We start from the raw sequence: 21,865 nt of genomic DNA on the forward strand, positions 1-21,865 counted from the left end.
GGTTTTTTTTCGCTGCCAGCCGGTCAGGCCGGGAACAGCTCGCTCAGTTTCATCGACAGCATCATGTCGCCTTCAACGCGCAGTTTGCCGCCCATGAAGGCCTGCATGCCGTCGGTTTCGCCGCTGACGATACCCTTGAGGGTGTCGCTGTCCAGCACCAGGGTGCAGTTGGCGTCGGCGTTTTCGCCTTCCTGGATTTCGCAGGTGCCATCCTTGACGATGAGGGCGTAGTGCTTGTCTTCGTCAGTGATGTTGAAACCGAATACCAGGTCCAGGCCGGCGGCGGCGTCTGGGTTGAACTTGGCTTTCATCGCTTCGACGGCTTTTGCTACATCGCTCATGGTGTGTTCCTTATTAAGTGATTTGCGTGACGGGTGAGGTCACAACGAGCCGGGGTTCATCGGTAGGTGATGAGCTCCGGCGCCTTCAACAGCTGCACATGGGCCTGGCTGTTGAAGGAAGCCAGGGCCACCTCGCGGCCGCGAAACTTCAGTTGGCTGAGCGAGGTGTTGATGATCTGCCAGTTCAGCTCGAAAGCCTGGCCGGCAGTGATACGGGTTACCAGGTGGAGCAGGGCGGCAATGGTGCCGCCCGAGGTGAAAATGGCAATGTTGTCGCCGTTGCCGGCCTGTTGCAGCACCCGCTGCAGGCCGCCATCGACCCGCTGGACAAAGCCCTGCCAGCTCTCGGCGCCTTCGCAGGCGTGTTCGCCGACGTGCCAGCGCTGCACCAGCAAGGCGAACAGGCGCTGGAACTCGCTGCGGTTCTGAGTGCCGTTGCGCAGCACGTGCAAGGCTTCGGGCTCGTCCGGCAACAGGCCAGGCAGCAGGCCGCGGATCACGCCGTCGGCATCGAATTCGTTGAAGGCATTGTCGGTCTCCAGCGTGGGCACTTCGCAACCGGCGTTGTGCATCACAGCCATGGCCAGGCGCGCGGTGTCCTGCTGGCGGCGCAGGTCGCCGGCCAGGCAGCGGTCCAGGCGCAAGCCCAGTTGCGCCAGGTGCTCGCCCAGGGCCTCGCTCTGGCGCATGCCCACGGGCGAGAGGACGTCGTAGTCGTCTGCACCAAATGAAGCCTGGCCATGTCGAATCAGGTAGATACTGCCCACGTCGTCCGCCTGCGCTAAGGATGAGCCGAGGTTAGGTTGCCGCTGTCAGGCTGTCAACGAAAAAACATACAAGCGTTTGAAAAGAGCGTTTGAACTGCATTGCCGAAGATTTCCTGCACTGGCAGGGGCAGGGCGGCCTCGGTATGCTTGACTATCGGTTCGCGCCGCACGGGCGCAGGCATGTTAAGGAGTTACTGTGGAGTTTCTTGCAGAGTACGCAAGCTTTCTCGCCAAGACCGCGACCCTGGTGATCGCGATTCTGATTGTCCTCTCGGCGATTGCCGGTCTGCGTGGCAAGGGCCGGCGCAAGGGCGGCGGGCAGTTGCAGGTCAACAAGCTCAATGAGTTCTACAAGGACTTGCGTGAGCGCCTGGAAAGCAGCTTGCTGGACAAGGCCCAGTTAAAAGCCCTGCGCAAGCAGCAGGCCAAGGCCGAAAAACAACTGAAGAAAAAGCCCGAAGAAAAAAGCCGGGTGTTCGTCCTCGACTTTGACGGCGACATCAAGGCCTCGGCCACCGAGAGCCTGCGCCATGAAATCAGCGCGGTGCTGAGCCTGGCCACGGCCCAGGACGAGGTGGTGCTGCGCCTTGAAAGCGGCGGTGGGATGGTCCATAGCTATGGCCTGGCGGCCTCGCAACTGGCGCGTATTCGCCAGGCTGGCGTGCCATTGACCGTGTGCATCGACAAGGTCGCCGCCAGTGGTGGCTACATGATGGCCTGCATCGGCGACAAGATCGTCAGCGCACCCTTTGCCATCCTTGGTTCGATCGGCGTGGTGGCGCAGTTGCCCAACGTCAACCGCCTGCTGAAAAAACACGACGTCGACTTCGAAGTGTTCACCGCCGGTGAATACAAACGCACCGTGACCGTGTTCGGCGAGAACACCGAAAAAGGCCGGGAGAAGTTCCAGGAAGACCTGGACATCACCCACCAGTTGTTCAAGGACTTCGTCTCGCGCTACCGCCCGCAGTTGCACATCGATGATGTTGCCACCGGTGAGGTCTGGCTCGGCGTTGCCGCGCTGAACAAGCAACTGGTCGACCAGTTGATGACCAGCGACGAGTACCTGAGCCAGCGCGCCCGCGAGGCCAACCTCTATCAGCTGCACTTTGCCGAGCGCAAAAGCCTGCAAGAGCGTGTGGGCCTGGCGGCCAGCGGTTCGCTCGAGCACCTGGCGGTCAAGCTCTGGAGCCGTCTCAGTGGCCGGCTGTGGTAACCGGCCCAAGCATTAATTAGCACCCTGGCGGTGCTTGCGGCAGGTCTCCTAGGCATTCAAGCCAACAGGAGACTTGCCATGACCACCCCCGCTTCACTATCCGTTCCCGGCCCGCATGGCCCGTTCATTTCGCAACGCCTGCCGGCCTGGCTTCGCCATGCCAGGCCCGAAGACTTCGAGCGCATGGGCGCGCAGTTGCTGGCGCAGCAGCATGGCCGCGAGCAGCAAGACTGGTTTGCGACTGCCAGCGCAGCGGAACAAACGCTACTGGTCGATTACCAGCAGAGCAGCCGCCGCTCCGGCCAGCGCCTGGCCCGTGAGCTGAAAGACCTCAAAGGCATCGGCGCGTTTTGCGAGCCCTTGCTCAAGGCCCGGCTCAAAGCCGAGCTCGGGGCCGAGCCTGATGTCGACTTCGATGAGTTCGTGCACATCGAGCGTGAATCGGTGCTGCTGGGGTCAATGCTCAGGACTGTCCCGCGCCGCCAGAGCCTGATGCAGGCGGCATTGCAGAACTTTGCCGCCGGCAGCGAGTTTGAAGCCGGCACTGCGCTGGCGCCCAAGGACGCTTTCTTTCTTGAACTGATACCGGGGACCGAGCAGGGCTACCCGCGTTTTCGCTATCGCTACACGCAAAAGCTCGATATCGAACCCCAGGCGTTTGCCCGCGTATGCCATGACCTGGACCTGGGCGGGCAATACCAGCGGCACCTGAGCGAAGTGTTCGAGACACCGGCCAGCAGCGCCCTGCGTCGTAGCCTGGCAATCGAGCTGTACAAGGATCAGTTAAGGGTGAACCTGCAGGTCGCCTTCATGAAAAAACAGATCAGCGAGCGGGGACGTCAGGCCTTGCTCGATCTGTTGAGTGGCGTGCGGGCGCCGCGCTGGAATGGCAAGCCCGTGCGTTGCAGCCAGCTGAGCATGTTCGAAGCGCCGCTGTCCGATGTGCTGGTGATCGGGCCTGAGCGCAACGACAATCGCGTCGAGCCGGTGATCCTCTACCTGCCGGGGGCGCCGGGCGCGGCGCTCAAGGAGTACCCGTCGGTCAAGGCCGCCAGCGACGATCTGAAGGTCCTGCTGCGCAAACCCGCGTACCAGTCGCTGTTGCGCGGTTATGTTGCCCACCAATCGCAGCAGCATGTATTGAAACGGCTGGAGGAGGCGCTGTATCACCTGGTCAATGATGGCGACGGCCTGCACTGGCGGCGGCCGAACCCGGACGCCAACCTGCATGTGCGCGAGACCTTCATCGACCAGGAACTGTTTGGCTACCTGCAGGACCGTCACCTGCAGAAGATCAAGGATGAGGCGCGGGCCCTGGCCGTGCCCAGCGCCGACGCCGATGACCAGGCCTGGCGCGAGCGCCTGGCTTATTGGGAGTCGATCGGTTTCAACCTGCTCAATGCCGCAGCGTTTTTTGTCCCCTCGCTCGGGGCGGTGATGGCCGCCGTGGCGGCGGCGCAACTGATCGGCGAGGTGGTCGAAGGTGCCCACGCCTGGGAGGCTGGCGAGCTGGCCGAGGCCTGGACGCACCTTGAATCGGTCGGCCTCAATGTGGCCTTCATCGCCGGGCTGGGCCTTGCCGGCAGGGCCCTCGAGCCGGTTGCGGCCAGCGAAGCGATCAATGGCCTGGTCAAGGTCAGGCTGCCCGATGGTCAATTGCGCTTGTGGCAGCCTGCGCTGGGCGACTACACCCAGGACATCGACCTGCAAGGGATCGAGCCCGACAGCAACGGTCACTACCTGGTCGAGGGCGAGCGCTACATCCGCCTGGGCGACGGCACTTTCGCCGTGGCGACAAACGAAACCGGGCAGTGGAGCATCCTCCATCCGGCAGACCCATCGGCATACCGGCCTGTGCTTGAACACAATGGCCAGGGCAACTGGCGGGTGATCGGCGAGCAGCCACTGGGCTGGAGCCGCCTGCAGTTGTTGCAACGACTGGGGCATGCCGCTGAGGGGCTCAGCGACGCCGAGCGGCTGCAGGCGGCCGATATCAGCGGGGTCAGCGATGATGTCCTGCGCGCCATCTATGCCACGCAGCAACCACTGCCACCGGTGCTGGCCGATACCTTGCAGCGTTTACGCCTGGACCGCCAGCTCGAAACCTGGATCGGCAACCTGCGCAGCGGCTCGCCGGGCGGCGTGGGCCGGGACTTTGCCGTGGTACTGGCCACCGAACTGCCCAACTGGCTGAATCTGCCGATCGAGGTGTTCCAGGGCCCTGAGTTATGGGGCGATTCGAGGGTTTATGGCCTCGATCGCTGGCCTGATGCAAACACTTTCAAAGTGTTGGTGAGTGAGCTTTATGCCAACCAGTTGCCCGAAGCCATATTGCAGCGCGTTGACGAGCAAACCATCAACCGCATGCTCGGTGTCCATGTGCAGCCGACTGAGCGCCTGCAGATCTTGCGTAACAAGTTGGCTGGGCGTGCCGAATGGAGGCGCTCGGCGATATTCTGGAGCGTTTATGCCACCTCTGGCGAGCAGGTGAACGCACAAGTGCAACTGCTGCAACGAAGCTTTCCCTTGCTCCCGCTGCGAGCCTGTGAAGAACTGGTCGGTCACGTCACCCCGGCTGAGCTTGAGCGGATGCAGGGTGCGTCTGCCCGCATCCCCCTGCGCCTGGCCGAGGAAGCCCGGCTGTACCAGCGCCAGGTGCGCTTGAACCGTGCGTTCGAGGGGATCTACCAACCGCGTTTGGCCAGCCTGGACAGTGACCTGCTGATGCTGCGGCTGCTTGATCAATTGCCGGGCTGGACTGCCCGGGTTCACCTGCAAGTGCGTGCCGAAACGTTCGATGGCGAGCTACTGGCGTCGGTTGGCGAGCCGAGCGGCGAACTCAAGACCCTGCTGCGCAAAGACCAGCGTTACAGCGCCTTCGATGCGCAAGGCAACCAACTGACCGTCAACGACGACATGGCCGGGGCGCTGTTGCGGGCACTGCCGGACAGTGAACGCCAGTCACTGGGGCTGCAGATTGGCGAGCGGGATCGCTTGCAGGCGACGCTGGCGGCGTTGGCCTCGGCAGACCGACTTCGCGCTTCACGCTTGCTCGGCCAGCAGCCGGTACGTCCCTGGTTGCGCTCGCCGTTGCGTTTGGCCGATGGACGTACCGGCTATCCGCTCAGTGGCCGTGGCGCGGTTGGCAATCGATTCGACAACAGCCTGTTGAGCCAGGTCCGCAGCCTGTATCCGATTCTGGAGCCGGAAGAGGCGCAGCGTTTGCTTCAGGATCTGGGCGCGACCGAGGTTGAGCAGGCCCAGGCGCTGGAGCAGCGTCGAGAAGAGTACCGGCAGTTGAGTGAAACGTTGAAGCAATGGGCCGGCCAGGAGCAGGATTTAGGGTTTGGTGCGATGGTAGCCCCGGCAAACTCGCCGGCGCTGATTCGGGTAGTTGAACAAATCAAAAAGGCCTGGCGCCGGGAAACTGCCCGTGTCCACGCCGGCGACGGACGCTTTATCGGCTACCGTCTGGATCTGGGCAATATGCGCCTGGGAGCGCTGCCAGCGTTGACGGCGGATTTCAGTCACATTGGCGACCTGGTTCTCTCGGCAATGGGCTTGCGATCAGTGCCGGCAAGCTTTCTGCGGGCTTTCAGCAGGCTGCGCTGGCTCGATCTCAACGGCAACCGCCTGACCGGGTTGGACGAGGCAATCGGCGAGCTGCAGGGCCTGACCCGGCTACAAGTACGCCATAACAACCTGGAGATGACCGAGGCGACCCAGGTTGTGCTGGGGCGGCTCACGCAACTGAAACTGTTGTATCTGGATGACAATCCGCTGAACCAGCCACCTGCTGTCGGGACAATGCCGCAGTTGATCAACCTGTCTTTGCGAAGCACCCAGATCAGCACCTGGCCTGACGGGGTGTTCGAGCTTGAGCGGCTGGTTGTGCTGGATTTGCGTATCAACCGGATTCGCCATATTCCCGACGCGGTACTGCAGGACACGCCGCAGGTGCTGAGGACCAACGGCATCACCAGTCTGCATGGCAATCCTGTCGACGCACCCAGCCTTGCGCGGCTTGAAACCTACCGCCAGCGTACCGGCGTGAGTTTCCAGCTGGTGCCGGACGTGCGCGGGCCGCACCTGCAAGCGCCGGCATCACCGGCAGCGCACTGGCTGACCGGCGCCGATGCGGCCAGGGTGGCGAAGATCAATGGGTATTGGAGTGCGCTGGCTGAAAATCCGCAAAGTGGCGAGTTCTTCCGCCTGCTCAATGATTTGCGCAATACCGCCGATTTTCGCCGCGACTACCCCGGGCTGCGCGCACGGGTATGGAACATGCTCGCTGCCGCCAACGACTATGAGGATGTGCGTACCGCGTTGTTCGAGTTTGCCAATCACGTGGATACCTGCGGCGATGGCATCATTCTGGTGTTCAGCCAGTTGGAGGTGCTGGTGCTGGTGGAGCAAGCCAAGCGCGCCGGGACAGTGGTCGGCGCCGAGTACGCACTGATCGACCTGGCCCGTGGCTTGAGCCGCCTGGATGCGGTGGAGCGGATTGCCTTGGGTGATATCGCTGAGCGGCGCGCGGCACGGCTTCGGGTTGACGATGTGGAAGTGCGTTTGGCGTATCGCATCGGGCTGGCTGAACGCCTGGACCTGCCGGGGCAGCCGCAATGCATGCTGTTCGAACGCATAGCCAATGTCACCGCCGCGCAACTGGACAGCGCTGCTACCGAGGTGCTGGCGGGAGAGACGCCGGAGTCCTTGAAGGCGGGTATTGCGGGGCGGGACTTCTGGATCGAGTTTCTCAGGGCGCGTTACGCAACGCGTTTCGAAGAGGTCAACAAGCCTTACTTTGCCCGGCTGGAAGCGCTGGACGCCGACAAGCTGTCGATGAGCGATCAGGCTTACCGCTCACGCTCGGAAACCATTGGCAACAGGCGCAAGGAGGACGAGCAACGCTTGATCGAGACGCTGACCACGGATATCTGGAACAGCGTGCCGGACCAGGTTACCCATCTGTAACCCTGGCGCCCGTGCCAAGCCAGGCACGGGCGCCTGTTTACATTCAGCGACGACGGAACAGCGGTTGCGGTTCGTCAGTGGCGGCCTGGTAGGTCACCGAGAAGTCCTGCAGGCTCTTCAGCGCTTCGACCGGGTCCTTGTCGGCACGCAGGGCGAAGGCATCGAAGCCGCAACGCTTCATGTAGAACAACTGGTCGCGCAGCACGTCGCCAATGGCGCGCAGCTCGCCAGTGAACTTGTAGCGGTCACGCAGCAGGCGCGCGTTGGAGTAGTTGCGCCCGTCGGTGAAGGCCGGGAAGTTCAGGGCAATGACCTGGAACTGGTTGGCGACTTCGCCGATTTCTTCGGCTTCTTCGTCAGCGTCCAGCCAGACGCCCAGGCCGCCGTCGCGGGCCTTGAGCATATGGCCGTGTTCACGCCACAGCTGCAGCGGCACGATGTAGTCGTCGCAGTTGGTCACCTCGTCGATGTTGAAATCCTTGGGCAGCAGGTGCCAGGTTTCGTCGACGATCTGGTTGTTCTTAATGATTCGCTGCATAGACGCGTTCCTTGAATGGGTCGATGCCAATACGTTGGTAGGTGTCGATGAAGCGCTCGTCTTCGGTGCGTTTTTCAACGTAGACGTCGATCAGCTTCTCGATCACATCCGGCATGTCGTCCTGGGCAAAGGAAGGGCCGAGGATCTTGCCCAGGCTGGCGTCGCGGCTGGCGCTGCCCCCCAGGGAGACCTGATAGAACTCTTCGCCTTTCTTGTCGACCCCGAGGATGCCGATATGGCCGACGTGGTGGTGACCGCAGGCGTTCATGCAACCGGAGATGTTCAGGTCCAGCTCACCGATGTCGAACAGGTAGTCGAGGTCGTCGAAACGGCGCTGGATGGACTCGGCGATCGGGATCGACTTGGCGTTGGCCAGCGAGCAGAAGTCACCGCCCGGGCAGCAGATGATGTCGGTCAGCAGGCCGATGTTCGGCGTGGCAAAGCCGTTTTCACGCAGTTCCAGCCACAGGGCGTGCAACTGGCTCTGCTCGACGTCGGCAAGAATGATGTTCTGCTCGTGGGAGGTGCGCAGCTGGCCGAAGCTGTAGCGCTCGGCAAGGTCGGCCACCGCATCCAGTTGCTTGTCGGTGAGGTCGCCGGGGGCGACGCCGGTAGGCTTGAGCGACAGGGTCACGGCGACGTAGCCAGGGCGCTTGTGCGCCAGCACGTTGCGCGTGCGCCAGCGGGCAAAGCCCGGGTGCTGCTGTTCGAGCTCGCTGAAGTCGAGGTTGTCCAGCGCCTTGTAGTCCGGGTCGACGAAGTGCTTGGCCACGCGGTGCACTTCGGCTTCGGTCAGGGTGGTGCTGCCGCCGCGCAGGTGGGCCATTTCGGCCTCGACCTTCTCGGCAAACACTTCAGGGGTGAGCGCCTTGACCAGGATCTTGATCCGCGCCTTGTACTTGTTGTCGCGACGGCCGTAGCGGTTGTACACCCGCAGGATCGCGTCCAGGTAACTGAGCAGGTCCTGCCAGGGCAGGAACTCGTTGATGAAGGCGCCGACCACCGGGGTACGGCCCAGGCCGCCACCGACCAGTACGCGAAAGCCCAGCTCGCCGGCTGCGTTGTACACAGGCTCCAGGCCGATATCGTGCACTTCGATGGCCGCGCGGTCGCTGCTCGAGCCGTTGATGGCGATCTTGAACTTGCGCGGCAGGTAGGCGAATTCTGGGTGGAAGGTGGTCCACTGGCGGACGATCTCGCACCAGGGGCGCGGGTCGATCACTTCATCGGCAGCGACACCGGCGAACTGGTCGGTGGTGACGTTGCGCAGGCAGTTGCCGCTGGTCTGGATCGCGTGCATCTGCACGGTGGCAAGCTCGGCCAGAATCTCGGGGATGTCTTCCAGGGCTGGCCAGTTGTACTGCACGTTCTGCCGGGTGCTGATGTGGGCGTAGCCCTTGTCGTAGTCGCGCGCGATCTTCGCCAGCATCCGTGTCTGGCGCGAGGTCAGCTGGCCATAAGGCACGGCGACCCGCAACATCGGGGCAAAACGTTGGATATAGAGGCCATTTTGCAGGCGCAGGGGGCGGAACTCTTCTTCGCTCAGTTCACCGGCCAGGTAGCGGCTGGTCTGATCCCGGAACTGCTTGACGCGGTCCTCGATGATCCGCTGATCGTACTCGTCGTATACGTACATAGGGGTCCTGTTCTCAAGCTGCTTGCAGCTAATCGCGCGCACGGCCGCGCACTCCGGTGCGGAGCCGAGGAAAGATAGCAGTTTGCGTTTATGCGCAAAAGTGAAGTTTTTGCATATGAAAAGAACCATTTGGACTAAGTGAGACTGACTGGCATTTGTCCAATGTGCCACTACGGGCGGTTATAATTGCCGGTTTGAATAGCGGGAGCGTCAACGCATGCTCAAGGCCTTGTGCCAAAGCCTTTGCCTGAGCCTGCCACTGGTGGCCGGCGCGCAGGCGGCTTCAGTGGTGTTTCTCAATCCGGGCTATTCCAACGAGACTTTCTGGGTCAGTTATTCGCGTTTCATGCAGGCTGCCGCCGACGATCTTGGCCTGCAGTTGCGTATCCAGTACAGCGAGCGCCGGCCGGAGCTGGCGCTGACCCAGGCCCGTGAAGTGCTCGAAGGCCGCCAGCGCCCCGATTACCTGGTGCTGGTGAACGAGCAGTACATTGCTCCGGAGATCATCCGCCTGTCCCGCGACAGCGGGGTAAAACTGTTCCTGGTCAATAACGGCCTGACACCGAATCAGGTCGAGCTGATTGCCAGCCACCCGGACAAATACCCGCCCTTGCTCGCCACCCTGGTGGGCAATGACGAGCAGGCCGGCTACCAGATGCTCAAAACCCTGATTGCCCTGCGTGCCCGCCCGGGGGTGACCCGGCCGTTGGAACTGCTGGCGTTTTCCGGGCTCAAGACCACCCCGGCCTCGCAGTTGCGCGAGCAGGGCATGCGCCGCGCCCTGGCCGAGCACCCCGAGGTGCGCCTGCGCCAGGTGGTGTATGGCGGCTGGGGCCGCGAGCGTGCCTACGAACAGGCCCGCCAGCTGTTACAGCGCTACCCGAAGGTCGAGCTGGTGTGGTCGGCCAACGACGAAATGGCCTTTGGCGCCATGCAGGCGCTGGAGGAAGCTGGGCGCGTGCCGGGCAAGGATGTGCTGCTGAGCGCCGTCAACAGCTCGCCGGCGGCGTTGCAGGCGCGCATCGACGGGCGCCTGAGCGTGCTCATGGGCGGGCACTTTTCCCTCGGCGGCTGGGCCATGGTGTTACTGCACGATGATGCGCTGAAACTGCCAATCGACCGAGATGGCCGGCGCGATTACCAGGTGCCGGTGCTGCAGATGATCGACCCGCAACGGGCCCGGCGCTGGCTGAACCTGCAGGATCAAGCCGACTACGGCCTGGATTTCAACCGTTTCAGCGCTCAGGGCCATGCGCCGGATTACCGCTACCCGTTTCTCAACGCCCCGGTCGAATATTGAAATACCCCTGCTTGAGCAATGGCCATTGCTGAACTTAACTGCTACGGGTGACATGCATTCCCATAAACACTACAAGAGGCGATGCAATGGGAAATTCGACCAAAGCGGGTAAGCCTGACAGCAGTGTCGATGCCTGGGCGATACTCTGTCTGATCATCCTCGTGGTAGTGACCGCCGTGTACTGGGTCAGCCACCAGTGACATCACCCGATGGGTAACAGTGAACCGCCCGCAGAATGGACATCTGCGGGCGGACTGCTTTTCAGCGGGCGGTCAGGTGCATGGCCAGTTGCACCAGCCCGATCAATACCAGAATGAACAGCAAGGTGAACACGGTGCCCAGCGCGATGAAGTGGCTGGCCTTGCCGTGGTTGAAGTCGCGGGCGCGGTTCTTGCCGCTTTGCACCCCGAAGGCCGCTGCCAGGATGCTTTGCAGCATCTGCCAGAAGGTCGGGGGTTTGCCTTGGGCGGGTTCGTCCATGAGGGGCTCCTGGTTAAAAGGCATCCCCCTCAGTGTAGACGGTAGCTGCAAGCTACAAGCTACAAGAAGCTGATGCGCCCTCTTGCAGCTTGTGGCTTGCAGCTTGCAGCTTCAGTTGTCATAGCCAAGGTTAGGCGCCAACCAGCGCTCGCTCACGCTCAGCTCCTGGCCTTTGCGCGCGGTGTAGCTCTGCACCTGGTCCTTGTCGACCTTGCCGACGGCAAAGTACTGCGCTTGCGGGTGGGCGAAATACCAGCCGCTGACCGCCGCCGCCGGGAACATGGCGAAGTGCTCGGTGAGGAACACGCCGCTGGGCCCGGTTTCGCCGATGGCGGTGCCGTCGAGCAGGCGGAACAGGGTTTCCTTCTCGGTGTGGTCCGGGCAGGCCGGGTAGCCCGGGGCAGGGCGGATACCCGAGTACTGCTCCTTGATCAGCGCCTCGTTGTCCAGGTGCTCGTCCTTGGCGTAACCCCAGTAGTCTTTGCGCACCTGTTCGTGCAGCCATTCGGCGCAGGCCTCGGCCAGGCGGTCGGCGAGGGCCTTGACCATGATCGAGTTGTAGTCGTCGCCCTTGTCCTGGTACGCCTTGGCCACTTCCTCGGCGCCTATGCCGGCGGTGGTGATGAAACCGCCGACATAATCGGTGATGCCGGTGTCCTTCGGCGCGACGAAGTCGGCCAGGGAGAAGTTCGGCTTGTTGTCCGGCTTGATGGTCTGCTGGCGGAGGTGGTGCAGGTGCGCCAGTGGCTGGCCATCGGCGCCATAGACTTCGATGTCGTCATGGTTGACCTGGTTGGCCGGCCAGAAGCCGAACACCGCGCGGGCGCTGATCAGCTTTTCGTCGATCAGCTTGGCGAGCATTTCCTGGGCATCCTTGAACAGCGCGGTCGCGGCTTCGCCGACCACTTCGTCGGTGAGGATGCGCGGGTACTTGCCGGCCAGGTCCCAGGAGATGAAGAACGGCGTCCAGTCGATGTACTCGGCCAGTACCTTGAGGTCGATGTTCTCCAGTACCTTGACGCCGGTGAAGCTCGGCACCACCGGCTGGTAACCGGCCCAGTCATACTTGGGCTTGGCGGCGATCGACTGCTCGTAGCTCAGGCGCTCGGTGCGGGCGCTGCGGTTGGCGGTACGCTCGCGCACTTCGATGTAGTCCAGGCGGGTCTTCTCGACGAAGCCTGGCTTGAGTTCCTTGGACAGCAACTGGGTGGCGACGCCCACCGCGCGTGAGGCGTCGGTGACGTAGATCACCGCGTCGTTGCTGTACTTGGGCTCGATCTTCACCGCCGTGTGGGCCTTCGAGGTGGTCGCGCCGCCGATCATCAGCGGCAGGTGGAAGTCCTGGCGCTGCATTTCGCGGGCAACATGGACCATCTCGTCCAGCGACGGGGTGATCAAACCGGACAGGCCGATGATGTCGCATTTTTGCTCGCGGGCGGTTTGCAGGATCTTCTCGGCCGGGACCATGACGCCGAGGTCGACGATGTCATAGCCGTTGCAACCGAGCACCACGCCGACGATGTTCTTGCCGATGTCGTGCACGTCGCCCTTGACCGTGGCCATGAGGATCTTGCCCTTGGCTTCGGGCTTGTCGCCTTTTTCCAGTTCAATGAAGGGAATCAGGTGCGCTACCGCCTGCTTCATCACCCGCGCCGACTTGACCACCTGGGGCAGGAACATCTTGCCGGCGCCGAACAGGTCGCCGACCACGTTCATGCCGCTCATCAGTGGGCCTTCGATCACCTCGATCGGGCGCGCGCACTGCTGGCGGCACTCTTCGGTGTCTTCGACGATAAAGGCGGTGATGCCCTTGACCAGCGCATGTTCCAGGCGCTTGCCAACCGGCAGCGAGCGCCATTCCTCGTTCTCGACTTCCTTGACCGCGCCGCCGCCCTTGTAGTCGTCGGCGATCGCCAGCAGGGCGTCGGTGCCTTCCGGGGTGCGGTTGAGCACCACGTCCTCGACCCGCTCGCGCAGCGCCGGCGGGATCTCGTCGTAGATCTCCAGCTGGCCGGCGTTGACGATACCCATGGTCAGGCCGTTCTGGATCGCGTGGTAGAGGAACACCGAGTGGATCGCCTCGCGCACCGGGTTGTTGCCACGGAACGAGAACGACACGTTGGAAACACCGCCCGAGCTCAGGGCGTAGGGCAGGTGGTCGCGGATATAGGCGCAGGCTTCGATGAAGTCGACGGCGTAGTTGTTGTGCTCCTCGATGCCGGTGGCAACGGCGAAGATGTTCGGGTCGAAGATGATGTCTTCGGCCGGAAAGCCCACTTCATTGACCAGGATGTCGTAGCTGCGCTGGCAGATCTCGCGCTTGCGCGCGGCGGTGTCGGCCTGGCCGACCTCGTCGAAGGCCATCACCACCACGGCGGCGCCGTAGCGCTTGCACAGCTTGGCGTGATGCTTGAAGGCCTCGACGCCTTCCTTCATCGAGATCGAGTTGACGATGCCCTTGCCCTGGATGCACTTGAGGCCGGCTTCGATCACTTCCCACTTGGAGGAGTCGATCATGATCGGTACGCGGGAAATGTCCGGCTCACCGGCGATCAGGTTGAGGAACTTGACCATGGCCGCCTGGGAGTCGAGCATCCCTTCGTCCATGTTGATGTCGATCACCTGGGCGCCGGCCTCGACCTGCTGCAGGGCGACTTCCAGCGCTTCGGTGTAGTTCTCTTCGCGGATCAGGCGGGCGAACTTGGCGGAACCGGTGATGTTGGTGCGCTCACCGACGTTGACGAACAACGAGTTGCGGTCGATGGTGAACGGCTCAAGGCCCGACAGCCGGCAGGCCTTGGGGATGTCCGGAATGGCCCGTGGCGGGTACTTGGCGACCGCTTCGGCAATCGCCTGGATATGCCCCGGGGTGGTACCGCAGCAGCCGCCGATGATGTTCAAGAAGCCGCTGGCGGCGAACTCTTCGACCACCACGGCCATTTCGGCCGGGGTTTCGTCGTACTCACCGAAGGCGTTCGGCAGGCCGGCGTTGGGGTGCGCCGAAACATGGGTGCCGGCTTTGCTCGACAGCTCTTCGAGGTAGGGGCGCAGGTCCTTGGCACCGAGGGCGCAGTTCAGGCCCACCGAGATCGGGTTGGCATGGCGCACCGAGTTCCAGAACGCTTCGGTGGTCTGCCCCGACAGGGTGCGGCCGGAAGCGTCGGTGATGGTCCCGGAGATCATGATCGGCAATTGGACGCGGTCTTCCTCGAACACCTGCTGCACGGCGAAGATCGCCGCCTTGGCGTTGAGGGTGTCGAAGATGGTCTCGATCAGGATCAGGTCGGCGCCGCCTGCGATCAGGCCACGGGTCGCCTCAAGGTAGTTTTCTACCAGCAGGTCGAAAGTGACGTTGCGATAGCCCGGGTCGTTGACGTCGGGGGAAATCGAGCAGGTGCGGCTGGTGGGGCCGAGCACGCCGGCAACGAAGCGCGGTTTGTCCGGGGTTTCGAGGGTCTTGGCATCGGCGACCTGACGGGCGATGCGTGCGCCTTCGAGGTTAAGCTCATAGGCCAGCGACTCCATGCCGTAGTCGGCCTGGGAAATCTGCGTGGCGTTGAAGGTGTTGGTTTCGAGAATGTCGGCGCCGGCGTCCAGGTAGGCCTTCTCGATGGCGGCGATGACGTCGGGGCGCGACAGCAGCAACAGGTCGTTGTTGCCTTTGACATCGCTTGGCCAATCGGCGAAGCGCGTGCCACGATAGTCGTGTTCCTCGAGGCGGTAGCTTTGGATCATAGTACCCATGCCGCCATCGAGAATCAGGATGCGCTCTTTGAGTGCTTGCTGAAGTGCTTGGAAACGAGCGCTGCGGTCAGACATAGGACTACCTGGTCGGGCAAAAACAAAAGTTGCGGAATAATAACAAAGCTGCGCGGTTTTTAGACGTGTTGAAGATTTACATGAATTTCATTCATGTTGGCACGCCGCCAGCACCGGTAGAATCGTGAAGCTATCAATACCCAGGACATTCGGCACATGGTGCATCGCTTTCTTGCCGGCGCTTTCGCTCTGTTCATCAGCGGCGTGGCGTTGGGGCAAGCCCCTCAATCAAGCTCGGCTATTTCGTATACCCGGGACATCCAACCGATCTTCACCGAGAAATGCGTGGCCTGCCACGCCTGCAACGACGCGGCCTGCCAGCTCAACCTGGGCAGTGCCGAGGGCGCCTCGCGCGGTGCCTCCAAGGTGCCGGTGTACCAGGGCGAGCGCAGCAAGGCGGTCGCGCCGACGCGCTTGTTCTACGATGCCACCAGCACCGAAGGCTGGCAGCGCAAGGGCTTTTACTCGGTGCTCGACAACCAGGGCAGCCAGGCCGCGCTGATGGCGCGCATGCTCGAGCTTGGGCACAAGACCCCGCTGACGCCCAACGCCAAGTTGCCCGAGGAGATTGTCCTGGGCCTGAACCGCAACAACATGTGCCCATTGCCCGGGGAGTTCGACGCCTATGCCGGCGCGCACCCGAAAGAGGGCATGCCGCTGGCAGTTACCGGCCTCACCGATGCCCAGTACCAGACCCTGCAGCGCTGGCTGGCGGCCGGTGCGCCGGTGGAGCACGAGCCGATCCAGCCGAGCGCCAGGGAGGCCGCGCAAATTGCCGACTGGGAAGCGTTGCTCAACCGCCCCGGTTCGACCGAAGCGCTGGTCGGGCGCTGGCTGTACGAGCACCTGTTCCTTGCCCACATCCACTTTGTTGGCGGCGAGCAGGGGCATTTCTTCCAGTGGGTACGTTCGCGCACGCCAAGCGGCCAGCCGATCGACCTGATCGCCACGCGCCGGCCCAACGACCCGCCGGGCACCGACTTCTATTACCGGCTGATGCCGGTGCAGGGCGTGATCGTGCATAAAACCCACATCACCTACCCGATGGGCCCGCAGAAGCTCAAGCGCGTCAAGCAGCTGTTCTACAGCGGCGACTGGCACGCCAATGCGCTGCCTGGCTACGGCCCGCGTCACCGCGCCAACCCGTTCGAGACCTTCGAAGCGATCCCGGCGGTGGCCCGTTACCAGTTCATGCTGGATAACGCCGAGTACTTCGTGCGCACCTTCATCCGCGGCCCGGTGTGCCGAGGCCAGATTGCCACCGACGTGATCCGCGACAACTTCTGGACGCTGTTCCAGGAGCCGGCCCACGACCGCTACCTGACCGATGCCGAGTACCGCGGCCAGGCCACGCCGCTGCTGGCGATGCCCGGGCAGATCGACGATGTCGGCAGCATCCTGACCCTCTGGCATGCCTACCGCGACAAGCGCAACGAGTACGAAAAGCTGCGCCGCGAGGCCTATGCCGAAGTGCCGCCGCCGAGCTGGTCGACCCTCTGGGCCGGCAACGACAACGCGCTGTTGACCATCTTCCGTCACTTTGACAGCGCCTCGGTGAGCAAGGGCCTGATCGGTGACGTGCCAAAAACCATCTGGCTGTTCGATTACCCGCTGTTCGAACGCACCTACTACCAGTTGGCGGTCAACTTCGATGTCTATGGCAACGTCTCGCACCAGGCGCAGACGCGGCTGTACTTCGACCTGATCCGCAATGGCGCTGAGGTCAACTTCCTGCGCCTGATGCCGGCCGATGCCCGTGGCGCGATCCTCAGCGACTGGTACCAGAACGGCGGCAAGGTGAAGATGTGGATGGACTATGAGGACATCGACACCGACACCCCGAGCGCACTGAAACTCGACAAGCGCGACCCCAAGCGTGACTTCGGTCTCAAGCTGATCCAGCGCACCGGCAGCCTCAACGCCGCGCCCGACCCGATCAACCGCTGCCAGGGCGCCTATTGCTCGCGGCCGCAAATGAGCGAGGAGTTCCGTGATGTCGAGCAGTCGCTGAGCCGCCTGGTCTCGCGCCCGGCGGCGGGCCTTAAGGTGATCAATCAGTTGCCTGAAGCGACCATGCTGCGCATCGAAGGGCAGGGCGGCCAGCGCCAGGTCTACAGCCTGCTGCGCAACCGCGCGCACAGCAACGTCGCCTTCATGCTCGGCGAGGCCTACCGCTACCAGCCGGGCCTGGACACCCTGACCCTGGTGCCGGGCGTGCTCAGCAGCTACCCCAACTTCATGTTCAACGTTCCGGCCAGCGATGTGCCGGAGTTCGTCGAAGACCTGGAAGCGGCTCGCGACGACACCGCCAGGTTCGAGCGCATCGTCATGCGCTGGGGTGTGCGCCGCAGCCATCCGCAGTTCTGGCAGTACTTCCACGACCTTGACAGCTACATCAAGGAGACCGACGCGGTGGAGTCGGGGGTGCTCGACATGAACCGCTACGAGAACCTGTAAACATGACCGCCGGGAAGGTCGCCTGACCTTTCCCGGCAACCTGTGGTCCGAGCTCTCATGCGGCCCCGGTTCCGGCCGGGGCTTGAGTGGGACTTGAGACGCAGGTAACCGGATGCTGTATTCGCTTCAGGCTTTAAGGGCGCTTGCCGCCTGGGTGGTGGTTTGCCATCACTTCATGCAGATTTTCTTCGACTTCCATGCCAGTGGCCCGATTGGGCAGTTCTTGACTGACCGCGGCGCCGTGGGCGTGGATGTGTTTTTTGTGATCAGCGGTCTGGTGATCTACCTCTCGACCCGCGACAAGGCCATGCCGGCCCGGCGCTTTCTGCTCAACCGGGCGCTGCGCATCGTGCCGGCCTACTGGTTCTACACCGCACTGATGGCCTTGCTGCTGGTCGCCGCCAGCCAGTGGATGCCGCACCAGGCCATCGACCTTGAGCATTTTCTTTTGTCGTTGCTGTTCATTCCGGCCGAGAATCCCGGCGGTTACGGCCAGTACCCGACCCTCAATGTCGGCTGGACCCTGAACTACGAGATGTTCTTCTACCTGCTGTTCTCGCTGGTGTTCGTGGTCCGCCAGCAACACCGGCTATTGCTGGTGGCGTTAGCATTGCTGCTGGTCAGCGAGGTGCTAACCCGCGCCGGGCTGCTCAATCACTTCTACCGTAACAATATCGTCTATGAATTTTTGCTCGGTATCGGCATCGGCGTGCTCTACCGGCGCGGCTGGATCGCCCAGGGCCTGTGGCTGCCGCTGGCGATCCTGGCGGCGGCGGGGCTGGCGATCTATCACCTGGATGCCTCGATGCGCTTGCTGCACTGGGGCGTGCCGAGCGCGTTGATTGTTTTCGCCTGCATTGCCCTGGAGCCGTACTTCAAGGGCAACCGCCTGCTCAAGGCGCTGGGCGATTGCTCGTACTCGGTGTACCTGATCCACGTGCTGGTGCTGTATGCCGGCTGGTTTGCAAGCCAGCGCCTGAACCTCAGCCCGTATGCGGTATTTGCCCTGTGCGTACCGTTGATCGCCGGGCTGTCGTGGGCCAGTTATCTGCTGCTGGAAAAGCGTTTGTACCGGCGCATGAGCGCCTGGTTCGAGGCCCGGCGCGGCACGCCAGTGGCGGTAACCCTTTCCTGACAGAATTACTAGGACTTTGTTCGGCGGCCAGGTTGGCGTAAACTGCCGGCAAGTCTGTGAGGAACTTCCATGAGCGCCATAACTATTACCGACGCCGCGCATGATTACCTGGCCGATCTGCTGGAAAAGCAGAACACCCCGGGTATTGGCATTCGCATTTTCATTACCCAACCGGGCACCACCTACGCAGAAACCTGCATTGCCTACTGCAAGCCGGGCGAGGAGAAGCCGGAAGACGAGGCGGTAGGTCTGAAGACCTTCACTGCCTACCTTGACGCGGTCAGCATTCCGTTTCTTGAGGATGCCGTGGTCGACTACGCTACCGACCGCATGGGCGGCCAGCTGACCATCAAGGCGCCGAACGCCAAGGTGCCGATGGTCAACGAAGACAGCCCGGTCAACGAGCGCATCAACTACTACCTGCAAACCGAGATCAACCCGGGGCTGGCCAGCCACGGCGGCCAGGTCAGCCTGATCGAAGTGGTCGAGGACGGCATCGCCGTGCTGCAGTTCGGTGGTGGTTGCCAGGGCTGCGGCCAGGCCGACGTGACCTTGAAGGAAGGCATCGAGCGGACCTTGCTCGAGCGCATTCCCGAGCTCAAGGGTGTGCGTGATGTGACTGACCACAGTCAGAAAGAAAACGCTTACTACTAAAGTCTGATCACGGGTCAAGCACGCTTCTTGTGGGAGCGGGCTTGACCCGCGATGGTTTTCAAGCCTCAAAAGTCATAACTGACACTCGCATAGTAAAACGCCCCCTGCGCCCCCTCGGGCGAGGTAATCGAATACTTCGGCACCCCATACAACTGCGGCCCATCGAGCTTGTCCGGATGGCTGTCGAACAGGTTGATCGCGCCCACCGATAATTTCAGCCCCTGGTCGAAGCTGTAGCTCAGGTCCAGGTCGGTGATCCACTGCGCGCTGAAGGTCTGGTCCAGGTCCGGGTTGCTGCTGTTCAGGCTCTGCCACTCGCCATAGCGGCGCTGGGTCAGGGTCACGCCCCAGTTCTCGTACAGCCAGTTGGCGCTCAAGGTCAGTTTGTCTTCCGGCGTGCCGTGTTCGATCAGGCCCTGGGTGGCGCGGCCGACGATCTGCTCGCCGCTGATACCGCCGACATCGCGCAGCTCGGTGATCCGCGTGCGGGTCTTGGCAAAGCCTGCGTTGAGGTTGAGCCGGCCAAACTGCTGCAAGTCCCACTGGTACTGCCCGGCCAGCTCGACGCCGTCGGTGCGGGTGTCGGCGATGTTGGTGTAGAACGCCGCGCTCTGGATGTTGGCGTAGGGCGTGCCGGCAAAGATCGGCCCGACCACGTTGCCCGGCAGCTGGTCAGAGAGGGTGATGCGGTTGTCGATATCGATGCGGTAAGCGTCGAGGGTCACTGAGGCATTGCTCAGTGGCCGCCAGACCAGCCCCAGCGACAGGTTGGTGGACTCCTCCGGCTTCAACGCCCGGCCACCCAGCAAGGCCGCTTCCGGGCTGTCGGCGCGCAGGGTGCGCTGCTGCACCTCGACCCAGTTGCCGCTGCCCGAAGGCTGCTCGACTACCTGCACACTAAACGACGAAAGGCCGCTCTGCACCAGCGACGGCGCGCGGTAGCCGGAGCTGATGCTGCCGCGCGCGGCAATCTGCGGGGTGAAGTCGTAGCGCAGCGACAGCTTGCCGTTGGTGGTGTCGCCAAAGTCCGAATAGTGCTCGGAACGCACCGCCACCCCGGCCTGGAACTTGTCGGTGATCTGCCCTTCGACATCGACATAGGCACCGAGCACCTTGCGCTCAAGCGAGGCGGCATCGACCTGGGTGATGCCGGCGTAGTAACCGGGAATGCGCCGGCCAGTGAGCGGGTCGAGGGTGTTGAACAGCGGCCCGTTCTGCCAGCCGGCCGCTTCGCCGGCACTCAGGCTGTAGTGCTCCTTGCGCCAGGCCAGGCCCGCCGACAGGGTCAGCGGCCTGGCCAGCAGGTCGGTGGGGAAGTCGCGGACCCAGTCCAGGGTCAGGTTGGTCTGCTCGTTCTCGCGCTCGCCGGTGTAGATTTTATCCGGGCTGGCGTTGCCCCAGCTGGGGTTGATGGCATTGCGATCGGTGGACTTGAGCGTGTCGTTGCCGTAGTTGGCCGCCAGGTCGAACTTGCCCAGGTGTTCGTCTTCGTAACGCAGGCCACCCGTCACGGCGTAGTCTTCGAGGTTGTAGCGGGTGATCGGCAGGCGCCCGTCCGGATAGCGCTGCAGGGCCACGCTTGCGTAGTTGTTGCGCAGGGTGGTCGGCGGGTCGAAGAAGCCTTCGGCGTCGGTGTTCTTGTGCGCGTAGGTGGCAAAGCCGTAGGCGCTCAGGCCGTCGCCGATGCCCAGCTCGCTGTTGGCCACCAGGTTGTACTGGTCCGAGACATTGCCCGAGCCCCAGTTCCAGGTGCGGTAGCGGTTGTTCTGTTCGCGCTCGCTGTTGATGTTGGTCGAGCCTGGGTAAAAGATCCGGTTGTCCGCGCGGGTGTCGCTGGCCGGGTCCTGGCTGCCGGCATCGAAACTCAGGTTGAGAAAGCCATCGTTGGGCAGCGCCAGGCCTTTCCAGCCGCTGAGCTTGCGCTGCAGGCCGTCGCCCTTGGCGTAGCCGCCGAAGCGATAGCCGAGGTTGCCACCGGCGTCGTTCTCTTTGAGCACGATGTTGATCACCCCGGCGATGGCATCCGAGCCGTACTGGGCGGCGGCGCCGTCACGCAGGACCTCCACCCGCGAGATGGCGCTCAACGGGATCAGGCTCAAGTCCACCGCCGCCGCGCCGCGACCGTTGGCCAGGCCCTGGCGGGTGACGTTGGCGCTGCTGTGGCGGCGCTTGCCGTTGACCAGCACCAAGACCTGGTCGGAGGCCAGGCCGCGCAACGAGGCGCCCTGGGCGATGGAGCCGGCAAAGGCGCCTTGCGGCGACTGCGGGAAGCTGAACGAAGGCGACAGCGCGGTGAGTGCCCCGGACAAATCCTGGGCGCCGGTTTCCTGCAACTGCTCGGCGCTGAGCACATCCACCGGGGCGGCGCTCTGCAGGGCGGTGACATCACTGCGGCGGGTGCCGACCACCACCACGGTGTCGAGCTTGCTGTCGCTGGCGCCCGGCGCCTGGGCGTAAACGCCGGGCGCGCCGAAGCCGCCGATGACCAGCGCGATGGCGCCAGCCAAGGGGGTAGGTCGGAACATGGGAACAGACTCCTGTAAGGCAG

At 63.0% G+C, this 21,865-nt stretch carries 13 protein-coding genes; 6 read left to right on the top strand and 7 right to left on the bottom strand.

Translation table 11 applies throughout. The features are described 5' to 3' along the window. Positions 1 to 23: 23 nt before the first annotated feature. A complete protein-coding gene (locus LOY37_RS11860; protein WP_258716966.1) occupies positions 24 to 341 on the bottom strand; it encodes an SCP2 sterol-binding domain-containing protein in 318 nt (105 codons plus the stop codon). A gap of 56 nt (positions 342 to 397) precedes the next feature. Next, complete coding sequence (locus LOY37_RS11865) at positions 398 to 1,108, bottom strand: histidine phosphatase family protein (RefSeq protein ID WP_258716967.1); 711 nt, start codon at positions 1,106 to 1,108, stop codon at positions 398 to 400. Positions 1,109 to 1,304: 196 nt separating this feature from the next. On the opposite strand from LOY37_RS11865, the gene sohB reads away from it, so the two are divergent. Both sohB and LOY37_RS11875 read left to right on the top strand, forming a co-directional pair. After that, the gene (gene sohB / locus LOY37_RS11870) at positions 1,305 to 2,324 is read left to right on the top strand and encodes a protease SohB (protein WP_045198575.1); all 1,020 of its coding nucleotides are present in this window, start codon (positions 1,305 to 1,307) and stop codon (positions 2,322 to 2,324) included. Between the two features lie 78 nt (positions 2,325 to 2,402). Continuing rightward, on the top strand, positions 2,403 to 7,298 hold the full coding sequence (locus tag LOY37_RS11875) for an NEL-type E3 ubiquitin ligase domain-containing protein (protein ID WP_258716968.1): 4,896 nt from the start codon (positions 2,403 to 2,405) through the stop codon (positions 7,296 to 7,298). 43 nt (positions 7,299 to 7,341) lie between these two features. On the opposite strand, the gene LOY37_RS11880 is transcribed toward LOY37_RS11875, so the two are convergent. Beyond that, entirely contained in the window at positions 7,342 to 7,836 is a 495-nt protein-coding gene (locus tag LOY37_RS11880; RefSeq protein ID WP_045198582.1) for a DUF934 domain-containing protein, read from the bottom strand. After that, positions 7,820 to 9,472, bottom strand: coding sequence for a nitrite/sulfite reductase (locus LOY37_RS11885; RefSeq protein ID WP_258716969.1), 1,653 nt, complete (start codon positions 9,470 to 9,472; stop codon positions 7,820 to 7,822). Before LOY37_RS11885 ends, LOY37_RS11880 begins: the two co-directional genes overlap by 17 nt. Before the next feature lie 217 nt (positions 9,473 to 9,689). Between LOY37_RS11885 and LOY37_RS11890 the strand changes: the two genes are divergently transcribed. After that, the gene (locus tag LOY37_RS11890) at positions 9,690 to 10,772 is read left to right on the top strand and encodes an ABC transporter substrate-binding protein (protein ID WP_045198586.1); all 1,083 of its coding nucleotides are present in this window, start codon (positions 9,690 to 9,692) and stop codon (positions 10,770 to 10,772) included. Between the two features lie 261 nt (positions 10,773 to 11,033). Here the strand turns inward: LOY37_RS11890 and LOY37_RS11895 are convergent, their stop codons facing one another. Together LOY37_RS11895 and metH are read right to left on the bottom strand one after the other, a co-directional pair. Beyond that, the gene (locus LOY37_RS11895; protein WP_010223692.1) at positions 11,034 to 11,252 is read right to left on the bottom strand and encodes a DUF2970 domain-containing protein; all 219 of its coding nucleotides are present in this window, start codon (positions 11,250 to 11,252) and stop codon (positions 11,034 to 11,036) included. Between the two features lie 111 nt (positions 11,253 to 11,363). Further along, positions 11,364 to 15,071: a methionine synthase gene (gene metH / locus LOY37_RS11900; protein ID WP_258716970.1), complete on the bottom strand. Its 3,708-nt coding sequence runs from the start codon at positions 15,069 to 15,071 to the stop codon at positions 11,364 to 11,366. Between the two features lie 156 nt (positions 15,072 to 15,227). Between metH and LOY37_RS11905 the strand changes: the two genes are divergently transcribed. From LOY37_RS11905 to nfuA, 3 genes are all read left to right on the top strand, one after another. Next, complete coding sequence (locus LOY37_RS11905; protein WP_093383624.1) at positions 15,228 to 17,528, top strand: fatty acid cis/trans isomerase; 2,301 nt, start codon at positions 15,228 to 15,230, stop codon at positions 17,526 to 17,528. Between the two features lie 112 nt (positions 17,529 to 17,640). Continuing rightward, positions 17,641 to 18,663 (top strand): acyltransferase, encoded by a 1,023-nt coding sequence (locus tag LOY37_RS11910; RefSeq protein ID WP_258716971.1) that lies wholly within the window; start codon positions 17,641 to 17,643, stop codon positions 18,661 to 18,663. 69 nt (positions 18,664 to 18,732) lie between these two features. Further along, the gene (gene nfuA, locus LOY37_RS11915; RefSeq protein WP_045198594.1) at positions 18,733 to 19,317 is read left to right on the top strand and encodes a Fe-S biogenesis protein NfuA; all 585 of its coding nucleotides are present in this window, start codon (positions 18,733 to 18,735) and stop codon (positions 19,315 to 19,317) included. Positions 19,318 to 19,382: 65 nt separating this feature from the next. On the opposite strand, the gene LOY37_RS11920 is transcribed toward nfuA, so the two are convergent. Then, positions 19,383 to 21,842, bottom strand: a complete 2,460-nt coding sequence (locus LOY37_RS11920) for a TonB-dependent siderophore receptor (RefSeq protein ID WP_258716972.1) — start codon at positions 21,840 to 21,842, stop codon at positions 19,383 to 19,385. Between the last annotated feature and the right edge of the window lie 23 nt (positions 21,843 to 21,865).

Origin of the sequence: Pseudomonas sp. B21-012, from assembly GCF_024749305.1 — a bacterium.
In the GTDB taxonomy this organism is placed as follows: Bacteria; Pseudomonadota; Gammaproteobacteria; order Pseudomonadales; family Pseudomonadaceae; genus Aquipseudomonas.